Genomic DNA, 24,200 nt, shown 5'->3' on the forward strand with positions numbered 1-24,200 from the left:
GGTCAGTCGGTGCCGAGTTGCTCGTCGATGAGCTCGAAGAGCTCGTCGTCCGAGGCCGTGCCGAGCGCGGGGGCGAAGACGGGGGCGACCGCGGAGGCGAGGGGCAGCGGACGCCCGGCCCGGCCCGGCGCGATCCGGGCGAGCAGGGCGGACAGCCGTTCCGCGAGCTGGTCCCGCAGGGGGTCGGCGGCGGGCGGCTGCCCTGCGCCGTCGGACCGGCCCGGTACGTCGGGAACTGTCAGCCCGTCTGGCCCGTCTGGCCCGTCCGGTCCGTCCGGCGGGTCCAGCTGGGCGAGGGCCGCTTCCAGCTCGTCAAGGCGGGACAGCGCGTCGGCGGTCCCACCCGGCAGCGCCCGGGCCAGCTCGGCCAGCAGATGCCGGGCGAGCGTCTCGACCGTCGGATGGTCGAACAGCATCGTCGGCGGCAGCCGCAGACCGGTCGCCGCGCCGATCCGGTTGCGCAGCTCCACCGCGGTGAGCGAGTCGAAACCGAAGTCGAGCAGGCCCCGGTCGACCGGCACCGGATAGCTGGCCGGGTGCCCGAGGACCTCGGCCACCGTGGCGCGGACCAGTTCCCGCGACACCCGGGGCCGTTCGCCGGCCGACACCTCGCGGAGCCGGCGCAGCCACGGCGGGTCTGCCGGGCCGGAGCCGTTGGCCCCGTCCCGGCCCGGCTCCCGCGGGGACGACCCGTTCGGCCCCGCGGTCCCGTTCGACGCCGCGGTCCCGCCCGCGGCGCCGCCCGGCACCGGCCCGGCCGCCGCGGCGGCGAAACCGGCCGGCAGCAGTCCGTACAGCGGCGGGGCCAGCCGCTGCTCGCGGGCGGCGGCGCGCAGCGCGCCGAGATCGAAGCGGGCCGGTACCGCCACCGGTGCTCCGGCGGCCACGGCGGCGTCGAACAGATCCAGCCCCTCCTGCTCGCTGATCGCCCGGATGCCGCCGCGTGCGATGCGGGCCCGGTCGGCCACGGACAGCGCGCCGCCCATGCCCTCCGCCTGCTCCCACAGCCCCCAGGCCAGTGACACGGCCGGCAGGCCCAGGGCCTGGCGATGCTCCGCGAGGGCGTCGAGGTAGGAGTTGGCGGCGGCGTAGTTGGCCTGGCCGGCGTTGCCGACGACGCCCGCGACCGAGGAGAACAGCACGAAGGCTGCCAGCCCGGCCTCCCGGGTCAGCTCGTGCAGCAGCCAGGCCGCCTCCGCCTTGGGGCGCAGCACCTCGTCGAGGCGTTCGGCGTCCAGCGCCCCCAGCGTCGCGTCGGCGGTGATCCCGGCGACGTGCACGACAGCGGACAGTGGATGCGCGGCGGGAACCTCCGCGAGCAGCCGGCGCAGTTCGTCGGGATCGGCGAGATCGCCGGCGACGAGCCGCACCTCGGCTCCCAGTCCGGTCAGCCGCTCCACCAGGTCGTCGGCGCCGGGCGCGGCCGGGCCGCGCCGACTGGTCAGCAGCAGCCGGCGGACGCCGTGCCGGGCCACCAGCCGGCGGGCGACGAGGCCGCCCAGGGCACCGGTCGCCCCGGTCACCAGCACGGTGCCGGTCGAGGGGAACAGCGGTCCGGGGACGGTCGCGCTGTCGTCCTGCTCCTGCGGCGTGTCGGCTGTGACAGGAGCCTCGGGCGCGCCGGGTGGCGCCGGCAGCGGTTCCAGCCGGGGCAGCAGGAGCTGCCCGTCGCGCACCGCGACCTGAGGCTCCCCGGTGGCGACGGCGGCTCCCAGCGCCCGTTCGGAGGACGGGGTGCCGTCGGTGTCGACCAGGGTGAACACGCCCGGGTTCTCCGTCTGCGCCGTGCGGACGAGTCCCCACAACGCGGCCTGGGCGAGTCCGTCGACCTGGTCCCCGACCCGGGCGGCGACGGCACCGCGGGTCAGCAGCACCAGCCGGCTGTCCGCCAGTTGTTCCTGGGCGAGCCAGCCGCGCAGCACCGGCAGCGCGGCGAGCAGGATCTCCCGGGCCGCCGCCGGCGACACGGAGTCGGCGGTGGGACCGGCGACGTCCAGCAGCACCGCCTCGGGCGCCGCACCGCCGGCCGCGACGTCGGCCAGCAGCCGCTCGGCCTGCGCCCAGCCGGCCAGCTCTCGGGCGGTCGCCGCGGCGACCGCCCGAGCGGGTGCCGGGCCGACCGGCGGGACCCAGGCCAGGCGGTGCAGCGCGCCGTCGGTGCCGCGTGCCCCGGCCAGCCGGGCCGGGTCGACCGCGCGCACCACGAGCCGGTCCACGGCCAGCAGCGGGGTGTCCGCGGTGTCGGTGAGCAGCAGCCGCACGGTGTCCGGCCCGACCGGGGTGATGCGCACCCGCAGCGGGCCGGCCCAGCCGCCGGACGTCGCCGTCCACACCCCGTGCCAGGAGAACGGCACCCGGATGCCGCCGGCACCGGCCGGGCCGGCGGCGGTGCCGACGGTGTCGGTGCCGACGGTGCCGGTGCCGACGGTGCCGGTGCCGTCAGGGTCGGTGCCGACGGTGCCGGCGAGGGCGAGCGGGTGCATGGCCGCGTCGAGCAACGCGGGATGCGGGGCCGCGCCGAACGTCGCGTCGCCCGGTGGCACGAGTTCGGCGAACAGCTCGTTCCCGCGCCGCCAACCGGCTCGCAGGCCCTGGAAGATCGGCCCGTAGTCGTAGCCGAGGCGGGCGAGATCGTCGTAGCCGTTGTAGCCGGTGTCGGTGTCGCTGTCGCTGTCGGCGGGGCCGCCGAGTGGTTGGGCGTCCGCCGGCGGCCAGGTGTCCGGTTCGGGCCGGGCGGGCGGCGCGGAGGCCGCGTCGGGGCCGAACAGCCCGCTGGCGTGAACGGTCCAGGGCTGGCGCGCCCCGTCCGGACGGGAGTGCACGCGCAGCGTGGTCCGGCCGGAGTCGTCGGCTGTCCCGACGACGACCTGCAGTGCCAGGCTGCCCTGCTCGGGCAGCACCAGCGGTGCCGCCAGGGTCAGCTCCTCCAGCGCGGCCGCCCCGGCCACCCGGGCCGCGTGCAGGGCGAGGCCGAGCAGCGCCGTCGCCGGCGCCACCACCGCCCCGGCGACCCGGTGGTCGGCCAGCCACGGCTGGTCGGCCAGCGAGAGCCGTCCGGTGAGCACCGAGCCGGAGCCGTCGGCCAGTTCCAGCGCCGCGCCCAGCAACGGGTGCCCGGCCGGATCCAGCCCGGCCGCACCCAGGTCCGGTCCCGGGCCGGAGGCGGTGACGTCGAGCCAGTAGCGGGACCGCTGGAACGGATAGGTGGGCAGCTCCACCGCGGGCCCTGGGCCGAAGTAGGCCGACCAGTCGACCCGCCCGCCCGCGGCGTCCAGGGCGCCCAGCGCCGCGGCGAGCGTCTCCGGCTCGGGACGGCCCCGCCGCTGGGTGGCCAGCGTGACCACCTCGGCCGTGACCGGTGGTTGGGCGAGTGTGTCGGCGGCCATCGTGGCCAGGACGGTGTCCGGGCCGATCTCCAGGAACCCGCGGATGCCCGATTCGCGCAGCGCCTGGACGGCGGGCGCGAACAGCACGGTCTCCCGCGCGTGGCGCACCCAGTACTCGGGCGTCGCCAGGACGTCGGCCGGGACCGGCTCCCCGGTGAGGTCGGAGACGACCGTGACGGTCGGCGCGGCGAAGGCCAGGCCGGCGACGACGTCCCGGAACTCGTCGAGGATCGGCTCGATCAGCGGGGAGTGGAACGCGTGGCTGACCGACAGCAGCCGGGTGCGGGCGCCACCCGCCGCCGCCCGGCGGACGACCTCGGCGACGGCCCGTTCCGCCCCGGACACCACGGTCGCCCGGGGGCCGTTGACCGCGGCGAGCGACACCGCCCCGTCGACGTCGGCGAGCAGGGCCGCCGCCTCGTCGGCCGGGACGGACAGGGCCGCCATCGTGCCCCCGACCGGCAGCGTGGCCATCAGCCGGGCGCGGGCGCCGACCAGCGTCGCGGCGTCGGCCAGCGACAGCACCCCGACCGCGTGCGCCGCGGCGATCGCGCCGATGGAGTGGCCCAGCACCGCGTCGGGACGCACACCCCAGCCCGCCAACAGCCGGAACAGGGCGACCTCGTGCGCGAACAGCGCCGGCTGCGTCCAGGCGGTCGAGTCCAGCAGCGCCGCCTCCGGGCTGCCGGGCGCGGCGAACACGACGTCGCGCAGCGGCTGGTCTAGGCCCGGCGCGAAGGCCGCGGCCACCTCGTCGAACGCGGTGGCGAACGCCGGGAACGCCTCGTACAGTTCGCGGCCCATGCCGGGGCGCTGACTGCCCTGCCCGGTGAACAGGAACGCGGTGCGCAGCGTGCCGAGGGCCTGCCCGGTCGCCCGTCCAGGGTCGGGCTCGTCCCGGGCCAGCAGGTCCAGCGCGCGCAGCGCGTCCGCGTGCTCGGCCGCGACGAACGAGGCCCGCCACTCCAGCCCCGCCTGGACCCGGGCGAGCTGCCGCGCGATGTCGATCGGCGCCACTGCCGGCCGGTGTTCGAGATCGTCGCCCAGCTTCGCGGCGTGGGCTCGCAGCCCCGCCGCGCTGTGCGCGCGCAGCACCCACACCGGCGGGACGCCGATGCTCCCGTCGGGTGCTCCGGTTCCGTCGGGCCCGGTGGACTGGCCGGGTTCTTCGAGGATGACGTGGGCGTTGGTGCCGCTGATGCCGAAGGAGGAGACGGCGGCGCGGCGGGGCCGGGTGCCTGGTTCCCAGGGTTGCTTCTCGGTGAGTAGTGCGACGTTTCCGGTGTGCCAGTCGATGTGGGGGGTGGGTTCGTCGACGTGGAGGGTGCGGGGGAGTTCGTTGTGGTGGAGGGCCTGGATGATTTTGATGATGCCGGCGGCGCCGGCGGCGGCCTGGGTGTGGCCGATGTTGGATTTGAGGCTGCCGAGCCAGAGGGGTTGGTTGTCGGGTCGGTTCTGGCCGTAGGTGGCGAGGAGGGCTTGGGCTTCGATGGGGTCGCCGAGGCGGGTGCCGGTGCCGTGGGCTTCGACGGCGTCGATGTCGGCGGGGTTGAGTCCGGCGTTGGTGAGGGCCTGGCGGATGACGCGTTGTTGGGAGGGTCCGTTGGGGGCGGTGAGGCCGTTGCTGGCGCCGTCCTGGTTGGTGGCGGTGCCGCGGACGATGGCGAGGACGGGGTGGTTGTTGCGGCGGGCGTCGGAGAGCCGTTCGAGCAGGAGGATGCCGGCGCCTTCGGACCAGCCGGTGCCGTCGGCGGCGTTGGCGAAGGGTTTGCACCGGCCGTCGGCGGCGAGGCCGCGCTGGCGGCTGAACTCGATGAAGGTGGCGGGGCTGGCCATGACGGTGACGCCGCCGGCGAGGGCGAGGTCGCATTCGCCGCTGCGTAGGGCCTGGGCGGCGAGGTGCAGGGCGACGAGGGAGGAGGAGCAGGCGGTGTCGACGGTGACCGCCGGGCCCTCCAGCCCGAACGTGTAGGACACCCGGCCTGAGGCGACGCTGCCGGCGCTTCCGCTGACCAGGTACCCCTCGAAGCCCGCCGCAGGCGTGCCGGACTGGTGCAGCCGGGCCCCGTAGTCGTTGTACATGACGCCGGCGAACACGCCGGTGCGCGAGCCGCGCAGCGAGTCGGGCGCGATGCCGGCCCGTTCGAACGCCTCCCAGGACGTCTCCAGCAGCAGCCGCTGCTGCGGATCGGTCGTCATCGCCTCCCGCGGGCTGATGCCGAACAGCTCCGGGTCGAAGTCCCCGGCGTCGTGCAGGAACCCGCCCTCGCGGGCGTAGGAGGTGCCGAGGTGGTCGGGGTCGGGGTCGTAGAGCGCGTCGAGGTCCCAGCCGCGGTCGGTGGGGAAGCCGGAGACCGCGTCCGTGCCGTCGGCGAGCAGTCGCCACAGGTCCTCCGGCGAGCGGACCCCGCCGGGCAGGCGGCACGCCATCGACACGATGACGATCGGATCGTCGCCCGCCGCCGGGGCCGCGCCGGCGGCCGTCGCTGGGGTTGCGCCGTCGGCCGCCGCGCCGAGTAGCTCCTCGCGCAGCAGGCCCGCCAGCGCGTTCGGGGTTGGGTGGTCGAAGACGACGGTGGCGGGCAGTCGCAGGCCGGTGGCGGTGCCGAGCCGGTTGCGCAGGTCGACGGCGGCCAACGAGTCGAAACCGAGGTCGGTGAAGGCCCGGTCCTCGGGCACCGCGGCGGTGTCGGTGTGCCCGAGGACGAGCGCGACCGTCTCCCGGACGAGCTCGAGCAGCAGCCGGTCCGCCTCGGTGGTGCTCACCCCGGCCAGCCGGGACGCCAGCGCCGGCCGGCCGGCGCTGGCCGCGCGCGGGCCGTCACCGCGGCGGGGGGTGCCGCGCACCAGCGAGCGCAGCGGGGGCGGCACGACGGCTCCCGGCGCGGTGAGCGCGCGGGTGTCGAAACGGGAGGCCACCAGCAGGGGACGGTCGGCGTGCCCGCCGGCGAAGACCTCGTCGAACAGCCGCAGGGCCTGCTCGGCGGGCAGCGGCGCGATGCCGGCCCGGGCGAGCCGGTTCAGGTCCGCCTGCGCCAGGGTGGCGGCCATGCCGCCGTCGGTGTTGGTGTCGGCGTCGGTGGTGGTGGTTTCGGTGGGGTGCCAGAGGCCCCAGGCGATGCTGGTGGCGGGGAGGTGGTGGGTGTGGCGGTGGTGGGCGAGGGCGTCGAGGTAGGCGTTGGCGGCGGCGTAGTTGGCTTGGCCGGCGGTGCCGGTGGTGGCGGTGATGGAGGAGAAGAGGAGGAAGGTGTGGAGGGGGTGGTGGTGGGTGAGGGTGTGGAGGTGGGTGGCGGCGTCGGCTTTGGGGGTGAGGGTGGTGGTGAGGCGGTCGGGGGTGAGGGTCTCGATGGTGCCGTCGTCGAGCACCCCGGCGGCGTGCACGACGGCGGTGAGCGGCTGCTCGGCCGGGATGGTCGCGAGCAGCGCGGCCAGCGCGTCCCGGTCGGCCGTGTCGCAGGCGACCAGGCGGGCGTGCGCGCCCAGCTCCCGTAGCCGGGCGAGCAGGCGGTCGGCGCCCGGTGCGTCCGGGCCGCGGCGGCTGACCAGCAGCAGGTGGCGCACCCCGTGTCGGGTCACCAGCCGTTCGGCGATCAACCCGCCGAGCGCCCCGGTGGCCCCGGTGATCAGCGCGGTGCCGTGCTCGTGTCGCGTCTCGTCCGCCGGCTCGTCGCCCGCGGGCGACGAGCCTGCCGGCAGCCGTTGCAGCCGGGGTGCGAGCAGCCGTCCGGCGCGCAGCGCCAGCTGGCTCTCACCCGTGCGCAGCGCGGTGGCCAACGCGGCGGTCAGGGCGGATTCCGACGCGGCGTCACCGTCGGTGTCCAGCAGCAGGAACCGGTCGGGATGCTCCGACATCGCACTGCGCAGCAGGCCCCAGGCGGTGGCCGCGGCCGGGTCGACGTCCAGGTCGGCGGGGCCGGTCCAGACCGCGGCGGAGGTGACGACGGCCAGCCGGGAACCCGGGCCCGCGTCGGCTCCCGCGTCGCGCGCCAGCGCGTCCTGGACCAACGCCAGGACCTCACCGGCCACGACCGCGGCCCCCCGGCCGCCGGCGACCCGCCGTAGCTCGATGCCTTCCGCCGGAACGCCTCCGGCGGTGCCGGCCGTGGCGGCGTCGATCGTGGCGGTGTCCGTCGCGACCGGGCGCCACTCCAGCGTGTACAGGGCGTCGGTCGCCGGAGCGAACGCGTCCGCGGTCACGGCGCGCAGCGTCAGGGAACGCGCCGAGGCCACCGGCAGGCCGTCGAGATCGGTGAGCAGAACCGCGACGGAGCCGTCGTCGGCCGGCGTGAGCCGGACCCGCACCGTGGTCGCGCCGACGGCGGCGAGCCGGACCCCGGTCCAGGAGAACGGCACCCGCACCCCGTCCGCCCCGCCGTACAGGGGCAGCAGGTGCAGGGCGGCGTCGAGTAGCGCCGGATGCAGCGCGAAGGGCTCCCCGTCGGTCCCGTCGGTCCCGTCGGTCCCGTCCGTCCCGTCGGCCCTGGCCGGGCCACCCGAGTCACCCGGGTCGCCGGTTTCGCCGGTGTTCTCGCGGACGTCCGCGCCGGCGCCGAGGCGGACCTCGGCGAGCAGGGTGTCCCCGGCCTGCCAGGCCGCCGTCACGTTGCGCAGGCCCGCGCCGTAGTCGTAGCCGAGCGCGCCCAGGCGCTGGTACACGTCCGCCACGTCGAGCGGGTCCGCCCCGGCCGGTGGCCAGGGATCCGCGGCCGGCGCCGGGCTGTCCGCGCCCGCGATCTCCTCCTGCCGCAGGGCGCCGGTGGCGTGCAGGGCCCAGGGGTCCTCCTCACCCGGCCGGGAGTGCACGGTCAGCGCACGGCGGCCGTGCTCGTCCACGCCGCCGACCGAGACCTGCACGCTCAGCGTGCCGCGCTCCGGCAGGAGCAGCGGGGTCTGCAGGGTCAGCTCGTCGAGCACGGGAGCGTCGGCGCGCAGGCCGGCGCGCAGCGCGAGGTCGACGAACAGGCTGCCCGGCACGAGCGGCCGGCCGCCGATGACATGGTCGGCGAGCCAGGGGTGGCGGTCGAGGTCGAGGGTTCCGGTGAACAGCAGGCCGCCGTCGTCGGCGCGCTCCACCGCGGCGCCGAGCAGGTACTCCTCCCGGGCCCAGGCCGTCGGCGCCCGGAACCAGAAGTGCCGTCGTTGGAAGGGGTAGGTGGGGAGGTTGGTGGGTGGGGTGGTGGTGGGGGTGTGCCAGTGGGTGGGGAAGCCGTGGGTGTGGGTGGTGGCGAGGGCGGTGGTGAGGGTGTGTGTTTCGGGGTGGCTGGTGCGGAGGGTGGGGGTGGTGTGGGGGGTGAGGGTGGTGAGGGTGGGGTGGGGTCCGAGTTCGAGGTGGTGGGTGGTGCCGAGGGTGGTGAGGGTTTGGACGGCTTGGTGGTAGCGGACGGTGTGGCGGGTGTGGCGGGTCCAGTAGTCGGGGGTGGTGATGGTGTGGTCGGCGAGGGTGCCGGTGAGGGTGCTGATGATGGGGATTTGGGGTGGGTGGAGGGTGAGGGTGGTGAGGGTGTGGTGGAGCTGGTTGAGGATGGGGTCCATGTGGGGTGAGTGGAAGGCGTGGCTGACGGTGAGTTTGCGGGTGCGGGTGCCTTTGTTTTGGTAGTGGGTGGCGATGCGGTGGGTGTCGGTGGGGTCGCCGGCGATGACGAGGGTGGTGGGGCTGTTGATGGCGGCGATGGAGACGGTGGGGGTGAGGTGGGGGGTGATGTCTTCTTCGGTGGTGTCGATGGCGATCATGGTGCCGCCGGGTGGGGCGGTGTTCATGAGGTGGCCGCGGGTGGCGACGAGGGTGGCGGCGTCGGGGAGGGTGAGGATGCCGGCGAGGTGGGCGGCGGTGATTTCGCCGATGGAGTGGCCGGTGAGGTAGTCGGGGGTGAGGCCGTGGTGGGTGAGGAGGTGGTAGAGGGCGGTTTGCAATGTGAACAGGGCGGGTTGGGTGTAGTGGGTTTGGTTGAGGAGGTGGGCTTGGGGGGTGTTGGGTGCGGCGAAGATGATGTCGTGGAGTGGGTGTTGGAGGTGGGGGGTGAAGGCGGCGGCGGTTTCGTCGAAGGCGGCGGTGAAGACGGGGAATGCTTTGTAGAGTTCGCGGCCCATGCCGGGGCGTTGGCTGCCTTGGCCGGTGAAGAGGTAGCCGAGGCGGGGTGTGGGGGGGACGTGTCCGCGGGTGAGGTGGGGGTGGTCGCCACCGGTGGCCAGAGCGGCCAACGCCGCCAGAGCGTCGGCTGGAACCGCGATGTGACCGTCGACCGGGCCGGCGCTGCCCCGGCTGGGGTTGGCGCTGGTGTCGATGAGGATGACGGCGCGGTGGGTGTGGTGGGTGCGGTGGTGGGTGAGGGTGGCGGCGATGCCGGCGGGGTGGGTGTCCGGCTGGTCTGCGAGGTAGGCCTGGAGCGCGCGGGCTTGGGCTTGGAGTGCCTGCTCGCTGTGACCCGACAACAACCACGGCAGTGGCTGGACCGGCTCCCGGGGCTCGCCCTGGGCCGCGGCGGTTGACGCCGGCGCCCCCTCCGCCGGGACGTCGTCGCCGTCCCCGCCGGCGTGGCTTGTGCCGCCCGACAGTCCTCCGGGTTCTTCGAGGATGACGTGGGCGTTGGTGCCGCTGATGCCGAAGGAGGAGACGGCGGCGCGGCGGGGCCGGGTGCCTGGTTCCCAGGGTTGCTTCTCGGTGAGTAGTGCGACGTTTCCGGTGTGCCAGTCGACGTGGGGGGTGGGTTCGTCGACGTGCAGGGTGCGGGGGAGTTCGCTGTTGTGGAGGGCCTGGACGATCTTGACGATGCCGGCGACCCCGGCAGCGGCCTGGGCGTGGCCGATGTTGGACTTCAGGCTCCCCAGCCACAGGGGCTGGTCGTCAGGTCGGTCCTGCCCGTAGGTCGCCAGCAGGGCCTGGGCTTCGATGGGGTCGCCGAGGCGGGTGCCGGTGCCGTGCGCCTCGACGGCATCGATGTCGGCCGGGTTGAGCCCGGCGTTGGCGAGAGCCTGGCGGATCACCCGCTCCTGCGACGGTCCGTTCGGAGCGGTGAGGCCGTTGCTCGCCCCGTCCTGGTTGACCGCGGTGCCGCGGACCAGCGCCAGGACCGGGTGGTTGTTGCGCCGGGCGTCGGAGAGCCGTTCGAGCAGGAGGATGCCGGCGCCTTCGGACCAGCCGGTCCCGTCGGCGGCGTTGGCGAAGGACTTGCACCGGCCGTCGGCGGCCAGCCCCCGCTGGCGGCTGAACTCCAGGAACATGCCCGGGGTCGCCATCACCGTGACGCCGCCGGCGAGGGCGAGGTCGCATTCGCCGCTGCGCAGTGCCTGGGCGGCGAGGTGCAAGGCGACCAGGGAGGAGGAGCAGGCGGTGTCGACGGTGACCGCCGGGCCCTCCAGCCCGAACGTGTAGGACACCCGCCCGGACACGATGCTTGTCGTCGTGCCGGTGAGGAGGTAGCCCTCGACCCCGCCCGCCGGCTCGTGCAGCCGCGGGCCGTAGTCCATCGACGTCGCGCCGGTGAACACGCCGGTGCGTGAGCCGCGCAGCGAGCCCGGGACGATCCCGGCCCGCTCGAACGCCTCCCAGGACGTCTCCAGCAGCAGCCGCTGCTGCGGGTCCATCGCGGTCGCCTCACGGGGGGAGATCCCGAACAGCTCCGGGTCGAAGTCCCCGGCGTCGTGCAGGAACCCGCCCTGCCGGGTGTAGACGGTCCCGGGCTGGTCGGGGTCCGGGTCGTAGAGCCCGTCGAGGTCCCAGCCGCGGTCGGTGGGGAACGGGCCGACGGCGTCCCCGCCGGCGGCGACCAGCTCCCACAGCTGCTCGGGAGACGCGACCCCGCCGGGCAGACGGCAGGCCATCGACACGATGACGATGGGGTCGTCCGTACCCGCGCCCTCCCGCCGCCTGGGCGCGGCGGCGGCCGCGCGGCCGGTGAGCAGGCCGTCGAGGTGGGTGACGAGGGCGTCGACGGTGGGCTGGTCGTACACCAGGCCGGCCGGCAGCGTCAGGCCGGTCGCCTCGGCGAGGCGGTCCCGCAGCTCGACGCCCGCCAGGGAGTCGAAGCCGAGGTCGCGGAAGGTGCGGCGGTGGTCGATGTCGTCCGCCGAGCCGTGGTCGAGCACGGCCGCGGTCCGGTCCAGGACGAGGGCACGCAGCCGCCGCGCCCGCTCCGCGTCGGACAGCCCGGCGAGAGCGGCCCCGGGACGGTCGCCCGACCCGGAGTCGTCCGCCGTGGCCCGGTCGATCCCGGCGTCGTCTGCCGTGGTGCCGTCCACCGTGACGCCGTGCGCCGCGGTGCCGTCGGCCGCCGTGCTGGCGGGAACAGTAGTGCTGGCGGGCACGGTGCTCGTGGGTGCGGGTGCGGGTGCGTCCGGGAGCCAGTGCCGGCTGCGCTGGAAGGCGTAGGTGGGCAGGTCGGTCGCGCGGCCGCCGTGCTCGGCGAGGAGCCCGGCCCAGTCCACCTCGGCGCCCCGGACGTGCGCGGCCGCCAGCGCGCCCAGCAGGGTGGCGACCTCCCGCCGGCCGCGGCGCAGGGTCGGTACCGCCGCGGGGACGAGGGCGCTGAGCACCGCGTCCGGTCCGAGCTCGACGAAACCGGTGGCCCCGGCGGCGGTCAGCGCGGCCACCCCGGCGCCGAACCGCACGGTGTCGCGGACGTGCCGCACCCAGTAGTCCGGGGAGGTCAGCTGGTCCGTGGTGGCGAGGGCCCCGGTGACGTTGCTGACCAGCGGGATGCGCGGTGCGCGTAGTTCCACCGCGGTGGCGGCTTCCCGGAAGTCGGCGAGCATGCCGTCCATGTGCGGGGAGTGGAAGGCGTGGCTGACGGTCAGCCGGCGGGTGCGCCGGCCGTGTTCCGCCAGCGCCGCGGCCACCTCGAGCGTGGCCGGCTCGTCTCCGGAGAGGACGACCGCCCGCGGCCCGTTCACCGCGGCGACGGCCACCCGCCCGTCCCGGTCGGCGAGCAGCTCCAGGACCTCGGGCTCGTCGGCCTCGACGGCCACCATCGCGCCGCCGGGCGGCAGCGCGCCCATCAGCCGGCCGCGGGCGGCGACGAGGGCCGCCGCGTCGGCGAGATCGAGCACTTCGGCGGCGTGCGCGGCGGCCAGTTCACCGATGGAGTGGCCGGCGAGCAGGGCCGGGCGCAGCCCCCAGCCGGTCACCAGCCGGAAGAGCGCGACCTCCACGGTGAACAGCGCCGGCTGGGTGTAGCGGGTGCTGTCGAGCAGGGCCGCCTCGGAGCTGCCCTCGGCGGCGAACACGACGTCGCGCAGCGGTCGGTCCAGGTGCGGGTCGAACGCGGCGCACAGCTCGTCGAACGCGGCGGCATACGTGGGGAACGCGTCGTACAGCTCGCGGCCCATCCCGGGCCGCTGGCTGCCCTGCCCGGTGAACAGGAACGCCCAGGAGCCGCCCGTCCCGCCCGGCGCCTGCCCCACGACCAGGCCGGTGGCCGGGTCACCCTGGCTCAGCGCGCGCAGCGCGGCCAGGCGGGACGGCCGGTCGGCGGCCAGGATCACCGCGCGGTCCTCGAAGTGGGTGCGGGTCGCCGCCAGCGAGTAGCCGACGTCCACCGAGCGGACGGCGTCGTCCTGCTCCAGCGGGGTCTCGTCCTGTTCCAGCCGGGTGACGTCCTGTTCCAACAGTGTGAGGAGGCGCCGGGCCTGCCCGCGCAGGGCCGGCTCGCCGCGGCCGGAGAGCACCCAGGGCAGCGGGAGATCCCCGCCGGGCGCCGTTCCCGGCACCACGTCGGCCGGGATCACGTCGGCCGGGACCGGGGGCGCGGCCAGCACCAGGTGGCAGTTGGTGCCGCCCATCCCGAAGGAGCTGACCCCGGCGATCGGCGCGCTGTCGTCCGCCGGCCAGTCGGTGGCCTCCGTGACGACCCGCAGGCCGAGCTCGTCCAGGGGGATCGCCGGGTTCTGCCGCTCGAAGTTCAGGCTGGCGGGCAGCCGCCGGTGGGCGAGGGCCAGGGCGGTCTTGAGCAGGCCGACCAGGCCGGCGGCCCCCTCGAGGTGACCCACGTTAGTCTTGGCCGAGCCGACCAGCAGCGGCCCGGCGTTCTCCCCGGCGCGGGCCGTGCCGATCACCGCGCCCAGCGCCGCCGCCTCCACCGGGTCGCCGACGGGTGTGCCGGTGCCGTGCAGCTCGACGTAGCGGGCCCGGGCCGGCGAGAGACCGGCGGCCTGGTAGGCGGCGCGCAGCACCGCCTCCTGGGCGTGCTGGTCGGGCACGGTCAGGCCGGCGCCGCCGCCGTCGTTGTTGACCGCGCCGCCGAGCAGCACGCAGCGCACCGGGTCGCCGTCCGCGAGGGCGCGGGCGAGCGGCTTGAGGACGACGGCGACCCCGCCCTCGCCACGCACGTAGCCGTTGGCCCGCGCGTCGAAGGTGAAGCAGCGGCCGTTCGGCGAGAGCGCGCCGAAGCGGGCGCTCGCGGCGGAGCTGGCCGGGGCCAGGATGAGGTTGATCCCGCCGACGATCGCCAGCTCCGCCTCGCCGCGGCGCAGCGACTCGGCGGCCAGGTGCACGGCGACCAGCGACGACGACTGGGCGGCGTCCACGGTGAGGCTGGGCCCGGTGAGCCCGAGCAGGTAGGACAGCCGGTTGGCGAGCAGTCCCCGGCCGAGCCCGGTCATGGTGTGCCGGCCCGCCGCCGGGCCGCCCCGCTGATGGTGCAGGGCGGCGTAGTCGTCCCAGATCGCCGCGGTGAACACGGCGGTGCGGCTGCCGGCGAGGGCGGCCGGCACGATCCGGGCGTCCTCGATCGCCTCCCAGCCCAGCTCCAGCAGCAGCCGCTGCTGGGGGTCGGTCGCGGCGGCCTCCCGGGGTGAGATCCCGAAGAAGTCGGCGTCGAAGCGGTCGACCTCGTCGAGGAACGCGCCGAACGGCGGTGCGTCCGCGGACCAGCGGTCCGCCGGCGGGGCGCCGACCGCCTGCCCGCCGCGCTCCAGCAGCCGCCAGAACGCGGCGACGTCCGGCGCCTCGGGCAGCCGGGCGGCCAGGCCGATGACGGCCACCGGTTCGCCCGGCACGCCCGCCCCGCCCGCCACGGCTCCCACGGCCGTCGCGGGGGAGACGACCGCGGCGGGCGACCGCCCAGGGTCGGACGGCTGTCCAGGGGTGGACGGCTGCCCAGGGGTGGACGGCTTCCCGTTGCCGGGCGGGACCTGATCGTTGACCATCACTGCTCGGGCTCCCTCGTGAGAACGACACGGCGGGTAGGCCTTGAGCGTCGGTGTGGTCGCTAACGGTGTCCTTCGCGCCGGCTAAAGCACCGGGGCGCCGGCCGCGGCCGGGCCGGGGTCAGTCGGCCAGGGAGAGCGCGCGCGACGGGCAGTGGGAGACCGTCTCCCGCACCTCCTCCTGCTCGGCCGGGTCCGTGGCCTCGGCCCGCAGCACCACGACGATGCCGTCGTCCGACTGGTCGAAGCGCTCGGGGTCGGCCAGGACGCACTGCCCGGCGCCCAGGCAGCGGTTGGTGTCGGCGATGACGCGCATGCGGTCCGGTCCTTTTCGTCGTCGGTGCCGGGGCGGACGCCCCTCACCCGCCCCTCACCAGGCGACGGGCAGCTCGAAGACGCCCTGCACCCCGCCGGCGTCCTTGCCGGGCAGCCGGTCGAGCGGCACCGCGAGCCGCAGGCCGGGGAGGCGGGCGAACAGCGTGGAGAACGCGATCTCCAGCTCGGCGCGGGCGATGTTGTGCCCGATGCACTGGTGCGCGCCGTGGCCGAAGGCCACGTGGCTGCGGGCGCGGCGGGCCAGGTCGAGGAGGTCCGGGTCGGGGAAGACCGTGCCGTCGCGGTTCGCGGCGGAGAGCACGACGAGAACACCGTCCCCGGCGGCGACGGGCTGGCCGGCCAGTTCGGTGTCGGCCGTCGCGAACCGGGCCACGCTGTCGGCGATCGTGGTGAAGCGCAGCAGCTCCTCGACGGCGCTGGGCAGCAGCGCGGGGTCGGCGCGCAGCGCGGCGAGCTGGTCGGGGTGCTCGAGCAGGGCGACCACGCCGAGCGCGATGGCGCTGGCCGTCGTCTCATGGCCGGCCACGAGCAGCAGCAGCGAGATGTCGACGAGCTCGCGCCGGGTCAGGACCCCGGGGCGCACCTGCTCGGCGATGAGGACGTCGAGCAGGCCGTCGCCGGCGGAGCGCTCCTTGTCCTGGATGAGCCCGTCGAGGTACTGGAGCAGCTGGGTGAACGCGTCCGCGCTCTCCTCCAGCGTCGAGGTGCCGCTGGCCACCCGCCGGGACTGCTGCTCGAAGAAAGCGTGGTCCCCGTAGGGCACCCCGAGCAGCTCGGAGATGACGATCGACGGGATCGGCAGCGCGAACTCGGGCACCAGGTCGACCACCGGGCCCTTGGCGACGATCGCGTCGAGCAGTTCGTCGACGAGCCGCTGGATGCCGGGGCGCAGGCCGTTGATCCGGCGCATGGTGAAGCTGGACTGCAGCATCCGCCGCTGCGCGGTGTGGTCCGGCGGGTCCATGCCGATGAAGTTGCGGACCTTGCGGGCCGCCTCGAAACGGGGGCTGGTCGCCGGATAGCGCGGGTCGGCGCGCTCCGAGGAGAACAGCCGCGTGTTCAGCAGCACCTCGCGGGCCTCGGCGTGCCCGGTGACGGCCCACACCCGCCGGCCGTCGTAGAGCCGCACCGGGTTCACCGGCCCGTGCTCGCGGTAGCGGGCGTAACCGGCGGGCGGGTGGAACGGGCACGTCCGCGCCAGCGGGTACTCGGGGATCTCGGTCCCAGTCATGGGACGACCTCCAGGGGACAGGTCCTGGCCCCGGGGCCGCGGACCGGTCGAGGTGCGCCGTCCGCGCCGGGTGCGCCGGTAGGATGACCGCTCCCAGTTAGCCGGGGCTAAAGAGCGTCAGCCGGTCCCGCGGCGTCAGCCGGTTCCGAAACGCGCGCGGTAGGCCCGCCCCGCCTTGCCGGGGACGGCGGAGAGCAGCTCCTGGGTGTACCGGTGCCGCGGGTCGGCGAACACCTGCTCCACCGGTCCGGTCTCGACGATCCGGCCGTCCTTCATCACCAGCACCCGGGCGCAGACCTCCCGCACCACGGCCAGGTCGTGCGAGATGAACAGGGTGGCCAGCCCGAGGGAGTCGCTCAGCTCCCGGAACAGGGCCAGCACCTGAGCCTGCACCGAGACGTCGAGGGCGGAGACGGGCTCGTCGCACACGAGCAGCCGCGGCCGGGTCGCCAGCGCGCGGGCGATCGCCACCCGCTGCCGCTGCCCCCCGGACAGCGCCAGCGGGCGGCGGTCCAGGTGGATGTCGGACAGCCCGACCTGTTCGAGCAGGGTCAGGGCCTGCGCGCGTCGCTCCCGGCGCTCCACCCCGGCCGCCTCCAGCCCCTCGCCGATGATGCGGGCGACCGTCCAGCGCGGGTCGAAGGCGCTCAGTGGATCCTGCGGGACGAGCTGGAGCAGGTGGCGCCGTTCCCGCCGCTCCCGCTCGGGCATGCCGCTCCACGGCTGCCCGGCCAGCCGGATCTCGCCGCCGTCGGCGGCGACGAGGCCGAGCACCAGGCCGGCCAGGGTGGACTTCCCGGAGCCCGACTCGCCCACCAGCCCGAGCGTCTCGCCGGCCCGCAGGGTGAACGAGACGTCGTCGACGGCCGTGCGCCGGCTGCCCCGCGGCCCGCGGAAGTGCTTGGTGGCACCGGCGACCGCGAGCAGCGGCGCCGCCTCGTCGGCGCCCGGGACGTCGCCCGCCCCCGCTGCGTCGGCGGTCGAGGTCGCGTCGGCGGTCGCGGCGGTGTCGGTCGCCGGGGCGACGCCGTTCGGACGTCCGCGGCGGCCGGGGACGGCGTCCAGCAGCGCGATCGTGTAGGGATGCCGCGGGCGGGCCAGGACCTCGGCGGCCGGCCCGGCCTCGACGACGACCCCCTCGCGCATCACCGCGACCTCGTCGGCCAGCGCCTCGACGACCGCCAGGTCATGACTGATCAGCAGCAGCCCGGTGCCGTCCGCCTTGAGCTGCCCGAGCAGGCCGAGGACGCGGGCCTGCACCGAGGCGTCGAGCGCGGTGGTCGGCTCGTCCGCGATGAGCGCGCCGGGTCCGGCGGCCAGCGCGGAGGCGATCAGCGCCCGCTGGCGCAGCCCGCCGGAGAGCTGGTGGACGTAGCTGCGCGCCCGCTCGGCCGGGTCGGGGATGCCGACCCGCTCCAGCAGCGCGTGCACGGCCGGTTCGACCTCTCGCCGGGGGAGCAGCCGGTGCGCCAGGATCGGCTCGGCGACCTCGCGGCCGATCGGGCGGAGCGGGTCGAGCGCGACCAGCGCGTCCTGGGACACCAGTCCGATGCGCCGGCCGCGGACCTTCAGCCAGTCCCGCGGCCGGAAGGTGAGGGCGTCCGCGTCGTCGATGCGCAGCCGGCGGGCGGTGACGGTGGCCGTCGGCCCGGCCAGGCCCAGCAGCGCGCGGGCCAGCGCGCTCTTGCCGGACCCGGACTCCCCGACGAGGGCCAGACAGCGGCCCGCGGTCAGGGTGAGCGAGACGTCGCGTACGGCGTGCACCGCGCCGGGGCCGGAGCCGAACCGCACGTCGAGGCCGTCCACCTCGACCAGCGCGGTCGGCTCCGGCGGCTGCGGGGACTCCGGCGGGGACTCCGGCGCCGCCGCCGGGGGCGAGAGCAGTTCGGGAGCGTCGTCGGCTCCGGTGATGGCCGTCATGACCAGACCCGCCCTTCTGACCTGGCCTGCGCGTGGCGGCCGAGCACGGTGACCGCGAGGACCACGACGACCAGCAGCAGGCCGGGGAACACCGCGATCCACCAGGCCTGCCCCAGGTAGTCCTGGCCCTCGGTGAGCATCGCCCCCCACTCGGGGCTGGGCGGCTGGGCGCCAAGGCCGAGGTAGCTCAGCGCCGACGCCGAGGCGATGGCGATGCCGAGGGTGACGGTGGCGAAGACCAGCAGCGGCGCCAGGGTGTTCGGCAGCACGTGCCGGGCGGCGACCCGCCACCGGCGTACGCCCAGCCCGACGGCCGCGCTCACGTACCCGGAGCGGCGGACGACCAGCGCCTGGCCGCGGATCACCCGGGCGAACCCGGGAACACCGCTGACGGCGACGGCCAGCGTGACGCCGACCACGCCCTTGCCGGTGATCATCACGACGATCAGTGCGAGCAGCAGCGGGGGCAGCGCCAGCATCACGTCGGTGGTCCGCATGAGCAGCCCGTCGACGAACCGGCCACTCAGCGCGGCGGCCAGCCCCCAGACGGTCGCGATCACGACGGCGATGCCGGTGGCGGCTAGGCCGATGGTCAGCGAGTAACGGGTACCGTGCACGACCCGGGCGAAGACGTCCCGGCCGAGCTGGTCGGTGCCGAACCAGTGCTTGCCGCCCGGCGCCTGCAGGGTGGCGAGCAGGTCCCCGTCGGTGGGACCGGTGCCGGTGAACAGCGACGGCCAGACCGCCGCCAGGAGGAACAACAGCAGCACGAGCGCGGCGATCACCACACCCGGGCGCGGCCGGCCCAGCCGGGCCGACCGCGCCGGCCGGCCCGGGATGCGAAGCGTGGGGACGCTCATGCCGCGGCCACCCCCGTCCGCTTGCGCAGCCGCGGGTCGACCACCGCGTACAGCAGTTCCAGCAGGGCGCTGACGGCGACGAACACCACCGCCGACAGCGCGACCACCCCCTGCACGACTGGAAAGTCCCGGTTGGCGACCGCCTGCAGGGTCACCCGCCCGATGCCGGAGCGGGCGAAGACGTTCTCCGTGATCACGGCCCCGCCGAGCAGCGTGCCGACGAACCAGCCCGACAGGGTCAGCGCGGGCAGGCTCGCGTGCCGCAGCGCGTGTCGCGCGCGCACCGAGTACTCGGCGCTGCCGCGGGCCCGCGCGGTCAGCACGAAGGGCGCCTCCAGAGCGGAGAGCAGCCCCTCGCGCATCACCTGGATGAGCACCGCCGCGATCGGCAGCGCGAGGGTCACCACCGGCAGGATCAGCGAACGCGGGTCCCCGGTGTCGGCCACCGGGAACCAGCCGAGATGGAACGAGAAGACGGTGAGCAGCAGGATCCCCAGCCAGAACTGGGGTGTGGAGACGACGACCAGCTCCAGCAGCGAGCTGATCCGGCGCGGCCAGCGGGCCCGCCCGGAGGTCAGCAGGGTCACGGCCACGGCGAGCACCACCGCGGAGAACATCGCCCATCCGGCGAGCTCGACGGTGGCGCCGGCCTGGTCGGTGATCACTGTCCAGACCGGCTGCTGGAGCTGGTAGGAGTCGCCGAGGCGACCGGTGGCCAGCCGTCCCATGTGGTCCAGGTACTGCGCGAACAGCGAGTCGTCCAGGCCGTATTCGGCCCGGAGCTGAGCACGCTGTTCCGGCCCGACCAGCGCGTGCGTTCCGATGATCGCGTTGATCGGGTCCCCGGGTATGAGCTGGAGCACCACGAACGCGGCGGTGACCGCGCCCCAGATGACCAGGACGGCGCCGAGCAGGCGGACCGCCACCAGACGGATGGCCGGGTGCATCAGTCGGCCTGCACCCAGGCGGGGTAGAACTCGGGCCAGGTGGCGATGCTCAGCCGCAGGCCATGCACCTTCTTGTTGACCCCGACGGTCGCGTTCTTGATGTACGCCGGGACGACCACGGCCTGGTCGATTGTCCACTTCTGAACCTGGGAGTAGTACTTCGCCCGCTCCTTCGGGTCCTGCTCGGCCTGGGCCGCCTTCAGCCACTCGTCGACCTGCGGGTCGGCGACGAGGGCGAAGTTGTGGCCGCCGCCCACGGAGGTCTCTGTGGACAGGAAGAACGAGCTCAGGATGTCACCGTCCGGGCGGGCCCACTGCAGCTCGACGGTGTCGTACTTCCCCCCGTCCAGCAGGCCGGAGATCTCGGCCGCGTCCGTCGAGGCGTGCAGGTCGAGGAAGAAGCCGATCTTCTTCAGCTCGGCCTGGGCCGCCTGGGAGAAGACGGTCGCCTCGCCGTAGATCGGCGCGAAGACGGTCAGCCGCCTGCCGTCCTTGGTGCGGTAGCCCTCGGCGTCGCGCCCAGTCCAGCCGGCCTCGTCGAGCAGCTGCCCGGCCAGCTTCGGGTCGTACGGCCAGGTCTTCTCCAGCGACGGGTCGTAGCTGTTCGGCGTGGTCGGGGACAGCGGGCTCCACGCCCGCTCGGTGGTGCCCTGGAACACCGACTTCACGATGGTGCCCAGGTCGAGGCTGCGCTGGAACGCCTTGCGCACCCGGACGTCGGAGAACAGCTCACTCTTGGTGTTGAGGTAGAAGGCGTCGACGGCGCCCGGCACCTGCTTGCTGATCGTGGTCAGCCGCGGGTTCTTGCTGACCGAGGCGATCTGGTTGGCCGGGATGTCGGCGGCGCCGTCCACCTGGCCGGAGCTGAGCGCGCCGACCCGGGTGGCCTCCTCGGTGATGAACCGGATCGTGACCGAGTCCAGCCGGGCGGGGCCGCTGTGCCCGGCGCTCTTCGGTGCCCAGTCGTAGTCGGCGTACCGGGTGTAGGAGCGCTGCTGGCCGCGGGTGTAGGCGTCGGCCTTGAACGGCCCCGACCCGATCGAGTCGGTGCCCGAGCACAGCTTCTCGGAGCCGGCCTTCAGCGACGCCGGTGAGGCGATGCCGAGGAAGGTGGTGCTGACGACCTGCAGCAACGGCGCATAGGGACGGCTGAACGAGACCTGGATCTCCTGCGGGCCGGTGACCTTCACGCCCTCGTACGGCCCGAGCAGCCCGGCGGCGAACTGCGACTCGGTGTCCTTGGCCATGATGTGGTCGAAGTTCGCCTTGACCGCCTCCGCGTCGAGCTTGGCGCCGTCGTGGAAGGTGACGTCGTCGCGCAGCTCGAAGGTGTAGGTGCGGCCGTCGTCGCTGATCTTCCAGGACTTCGCCAGCCACGGCTCGAACGCGCCGTCGGGCGTCTGGTAGACGAGCGAGTCGAACACCGAGCGCTGTGCGAACGCGGTGACGTCCTGGGCACTGGCATGGGGGTCCCAGCAGTCCGGCTCCTGCCGGGCGGCGTAGGTGACGCTTCCGCCAGCGCGTGGCTGGGCGTCCGCGGTGCCGCTCCCGCCGCCGTCGGATCCGCAGGCCGCGGTGGCCAGGGTGACGGCGAGGGCCGCGAACAGCCCTGCTCTTCGTGCCGTTCGGCGCGATCGCATTCAAGTACTCCGTACACGGTATGGATAGGGACCACCACCTTGGTGGGGGGTTCTAAAGCCGCGCTGAAATCCCTGGCTCGGTGGCTGGACTTACCGTCGCCGCCGCGCTGGCGAGCAGCTCGAAGGACCGCAGACGGTCGGCCTGGTTGGGCACCACGGTGAGCGCCATCAGCTCGTCCGCGCCGGTGGCCTCGACCAGCCCGGCCAGCTGCCGGCGCACCGTGTCCACGCCGCCGATGACCTGGGGGGCGGCGAGGTCCGCGAGGAAGGCCCGCTCGGCCTGGTTGTAGGCGTGCGCGCGCTCGGTGTCGGCGGAGGGGAACGCGTCGAAGGCGCCGATGGTGCGCATCCAGATCTTGCCGAGCAGGTAGGGGGCGGCGGCCCGCGCCGCGGCCTGGTCGCTGTCGGCGACCGTCGCGATCACGCTGATCAGCGCGTACGGCCGGTCGAGGTGGGCCGAGGGCTGGAACGCCGCCCGGTAGTGGCGCAGCGCCGCCGCGCTCGCGTGCGGGTTGATGTGGTGGGCGAAGGCGTAGGGAAGGCCGAGGGCGGCGGCGAGCCCGGCACTGGCCGGACTGGAACCGAGCAGCCACAGCTCCGGCCGGCTGTCGGCGGCGGGCACCGCGAGCACCCGGCTGCCTGGGTCGGTCGGGGCGAAGTAGCCGGAGAGCTCCCGTAGCTGGCCTTCGAAGCCGTCGTCGCCGCCGGGCGCGCGGCGCAGCGCCCGGGCGGTGGTCGGATCGGTGCCGGGCGCCCGGCCCAGCCCGAGGTCGACCCGGCCCGGGAAGAACGCCTCCAGCGTGCCGAACTGCTCGGCGACGACGAGCGGTGCGTGGTTGGGCAGCAGCACCCCGCCCGAGCCGACCCGCAGCGTGCTGGTCGCCGCGGCGATCCGGCCGGCGAGCACAGCCGGTGTCGAGGTGGCCAGGCTCGGGGTGTTGTGGTGCTCGGCCACCCAGTACCGGTGGTAGCCGAGCTCCTCCACCCGGGGCGCGAGCGTGACGGTGTCGCGCAGCGCCCGGGTGGCGCTGCCGCCCTCGAAGACGGGTACGACGTCGAGAACGGACAGGGGCAGACCGGCGGGGCGTGTCATCGGAGCCTCCGGGAAGGCCGCCCCGGCGCCAGGCGGCGGGGCGGCGGATGTCGGCACGAGCCGTGCGTGCTTGGGTGCGTGCGGCGGGCGAGGGGTGGTCCCGGGCGCCGGGTCAGGGGCTCCGGGACCGGTCCGGGGAGAGCGGTCCGGCGCGGGCTCAGACCGAGTTGGGCACCGGCTCCGCGGGGGCGGCCGGGGCCGCCTCGGGGGCCGGCGCCGGGCGGCCGGGCAGCAGGAAGCCGGCCGTGAACACGACGAGGCCGGCGGCGACCGGCCACCAGAAGGCGTTCCCGAACGAGTCGGCCGTCGGGGCGGCGTGCGCCCCGCCGCCCTGCAGGATCAGGGCCACGACGGCCACGCCCAGCGACGCGCCGATCTGGTTGAGGATGAACACCGCGCCGGTCGCGCCGGCGACCGCCGTCAGCGGGACGGTGCGGTACACCGAGCCCATCGTGGGCGCGCCGACCAGCCCGAGCCCGAAGCCGATGACGAGCTGGGCGGGGGTCAGCAGGGCCTGGGAGGTGTCCGCCCCGGACTGGGTGAACACCAGGGCGCCCGCGGTGACCAGCAGGGCGCCGGTGGGCACCAGCAGCCGCGCGCCGATGCGGTCGGCGAGGTTGCCGGCCAGCGGCATGCCGATCATGGTGCCCACGCCCAGCGGGGCCAGCAGCAGGCCGGACTCCAGCACCGAGTGGTCGTGCACCTGCTGGTAGTAGAGCGGCAGCAGGAACAGCAGCGCGAACAGGCCGCCGCCGACCAGGAACATGATGGTCACGCTGGCGCTGAAGCCCTTGCTGGCGAACAGCCGCAGGTCGAGCAGCGGGGTGCCGGCGGTGCGCAGGGCGTGCGCGGCGTACCCGGCGAACAGCGCGGCACCGAGGACCAGGCCGATCACGACCTGGACGCTGCCGAAGCCGTCCCGCCCGGCCTGGGAGAGCGCGAAGACGACCGCGGCGAAGCCGGGGCACAGCAGGGCCACGCCGAGGGCGTCGAGGGGCACCGGTGTGCCGTCCCGCGGCGGGTCGGCGGGCAGCACCACGATGGCGAGCACGATCGCGGCCAGGGCGAACGGGATGTTCACCAGGAACATCCACTCCCAGGAGAAGTTCTCCAGCAGCACACCGCCGACGATCGGGCCGAGCACCGGCCCGAGCGTGATCGGGACCGAGATCAGGCCCATCACCCGCCCCATGCGGGCCGGCCCCGCGGCGCCGGCCACCACGGTCATCATGATCGGGTCGACCATGCCGCCGCCGAGCCCCTGCAGGACCCGGAAGGCGATCAGGCTCTCCGCGTTCCAGGCCACCGCGCACAGCGCCGAGCCGGCGAGGAACAGCGACAGGCCGAGCAGCCACATGCGCCGCGAGCCGAAGCGCGCCATCGCCCAGCCGGCCAGCGGGATGGCGAGCGCGACCGCCAGCAGGTAGCCGGTGGTCACCCACTCGATCGTGGCGAGCGAGGCCTCGAACTCCGCGCCGAGCGTGCTGATCCCGACGTTGACGATGGTCGCGTCCAGGTAGGACATCATCCCGCCGAGCACCATCACCCCGATGAGGATCAGCAGGGCGGAATCGAGCCGAGGGGGGCTGTCCTCCGCCGTGTCCGTGCCTACCATCGAACCCTCCTTGAAACCGATCTTGAGTAAAAG

Annotated in this window: 9 protein-coding genes; all 9 read right to left on the minus strand. The window is 75.0% G+C overall.

Annotation, left to right across the window (positions count from 1 at the left end):
• Window positions 1-2 precede the first annotated feature (2 nt).
• The 9 genes from FRANEAN1_RS43540 to FRANEAN1_RS16830 all read right to left on the minus strand — a co-directional run bounded on the left by FRANEAN1_RS43540 (window position 3) and on the right by FRANEAN1_RS16830 (window position 24,167).
• Window positions 3-14,525 (minus strand): type I polyketide synthase, encoded by a 14,523-nt coding sequence (locus tag FRANEAN1_RS43540; protein WP_020461015.1) that lies wholly within the window; start codon window positions 14,523-14,525, stop codon window positions 3-5.
• Between the two features lie 121 nt (window positions 14,526-14,646).
• The gene (locus FRANEAN1_RS16795; RefSeq protein WP_018506033.1) at window positions 14,647-14,841 is read right to left on the minus strand and encodes a ferredoxin; all 195 of its coding nucleotides are present in this window, start codon (window positions 14,839-14,841) and stop codon (window positions 14,647-14,649) included.
• Between the two features lie 54 nt (window positions 14,842-14,895).
• A complete protein-coding gene (locus FRANEAN1_RS16800; RefSeq protein ID WP_020461016.1) occupies window positions 14,896-16,092 on the minus strand; it encodes a cytochrome P450 in 1,197 nt (398 codons plus the stop codon).
• A 135-nt stretch (window positions 16,093-16,227) separates the two neighbouring features.
• Window positions 16,228-18,012, minus strand: coding sequence for an ABC transporter ATP-binding protein (locus FRANEAN1_RS16805; RefSeq protein ID WP_020461017.1), 1,785 nt, complete (start codon window positions 18,010-18,012; stop codon window positions 16,228-16,230).
• Window positions 18,009-18,872, minus strand: coding sequence for an ABC transporter permease (locus FRANEAN1_RS16810; protein ID WP_020461018.1), 864 nt, complete (start codon window positions 18,870-18,872; stop codon window positions 18,009-18,011). The genes FRANEAN1_RS16805 and FRANEAN1_RS16810 overlap by 4 nt, the downstream gene beginning before the upstream one ends.
• Window positions 18,869-19,819 (minus strand): ABC transporter permease, encoded by a 951-nt coding sequence (locus tag FRANEAN1_RS16815; RefSeq protein WP_020461019.1) that lies wholly within the window; start codon window positions 19,817-19,819, stop codon window positions 18,869-18,871. Before FRANEAN1_RS16815 ends, FRANEAN1_RS16810 begins: the two co-directional genes overlap by 4 nt.
• Window positions 19,819-21,459: an ABC transporter substrate-binding protein gene (locus FRANEAN1_RS16820; protein WP_020461020.1), complete on the minus strand. Its 1,641-nt coding sequence runs from the start codon at window positions 21,457-21,459 to the stop codon at window positions 19,819-19,821. The genes FRANEAN1_RS16815 and FRANEAN1_RS16820 overlap by 1 nt, the downstream gene beginning before the upstream one ends.
• 52 nt (window positions 21,460-21,511) lie before the next feature.
• Window positions 21,512-22,552 (minus strand): LLM class flavin-dependent oxidoreductase, encoded by a 1,041-nt coding sequence (locus FRANEAN1_RS16825; RefSeq protein WP_020461021.1) that lies wholly within the window; start codon window positions 22,550-22,552, stop codon window positions 21,512-21,514.
• 157 nt (window positions 22,553-22,709) lie between these two features.
• Window positions 22,710-24,167, minus strand: coding sequence for a DHA2 family efflux MFS transporter permease subunit (locus tag FRANEAN1_RS16830; protein WP_020461022.1), 1,458 nt, complete (start codon window positions 24,165-24,167; stop codon window positions 22,710-22,712).
• Window positions 24,168-24,200 lie beyond the last annotated feature (33 nt).

This window comes from Parafrankia sp. EAN1pec, from assembly GCF_000018005.1.
Lineage (GTDB): Bacteria > Actinomycetota > Actinomycetes > Frankiales > Frankiaceae > Parafrankia > Parafrankia soli.

Coding starts and splice junctions, on each gene's coding strand:
- FRANEAN1_RS16825 (WP_020461021.1), bottom strand. CDS start 22,552: ATGACACGCCCCGCCGGTCTGCCCCTGTCCGTTCTCGACGTCGTACCC.
- FRANEAN1_RS16795 (WP_018506033.1), bottom strand. CDS start 14,841: ATGCGCGTCATCGCCGACACCAACCGCTGCCTGGGCGCCGGGCAGTGC.
- FRANEAN1_RS16830 (WP_020461022.1), bottom strand. CDS start 24,167: ATGGTAGGCACGGACACGGCGGAGGACAGCCCCCCTCGGCTCGATTCC.
- FRANEAN1_RS16820 (WP_020461020.1), bottom strand. CDS start 21,459: ATGCGATCGCGCCGAACGGCACGAAGAGCAGGGCTGTTCGCGGCCCTC.
- FRANEAN1_RS16800 (WP_020461016.1), bottom strand. CDS start 16,092: ATGACTGGGACCGAGATCCCCGAGTACCCGCTGGCGCGGACGTGCCCG.
- FRANEAN1_RS43540 (WP_020461015.1), bottom strand. CDS start 14,525: ATGGTCAACGATCAGGTCCCGCCCGGCAACGGGAAGCCGTCCACCCCT.
- FRANEAN1_RS16810 (WP_020461018.1), bottom strand. CDS start 18,872: ATGAGCGTCCCCACGCTTCGCATCCCGGGCCGGCCGGCGCGGTCGGCC.
- FRANEAN1_RS16805 (WP_020461017.1), bottom strand. CDS start 18,012: ATGACGGCCATCACCGGAGCCGACGACGCTCCCGAACTGCTCTCGCCC.
- FRANEAN1_RS16815 (WP_020461019.1), bottom strand. CDS start 19,819: ATGCACCCGGCCATCCGTCTGGTGGCGGTCCGCCTGCTCGGCGCCGTC.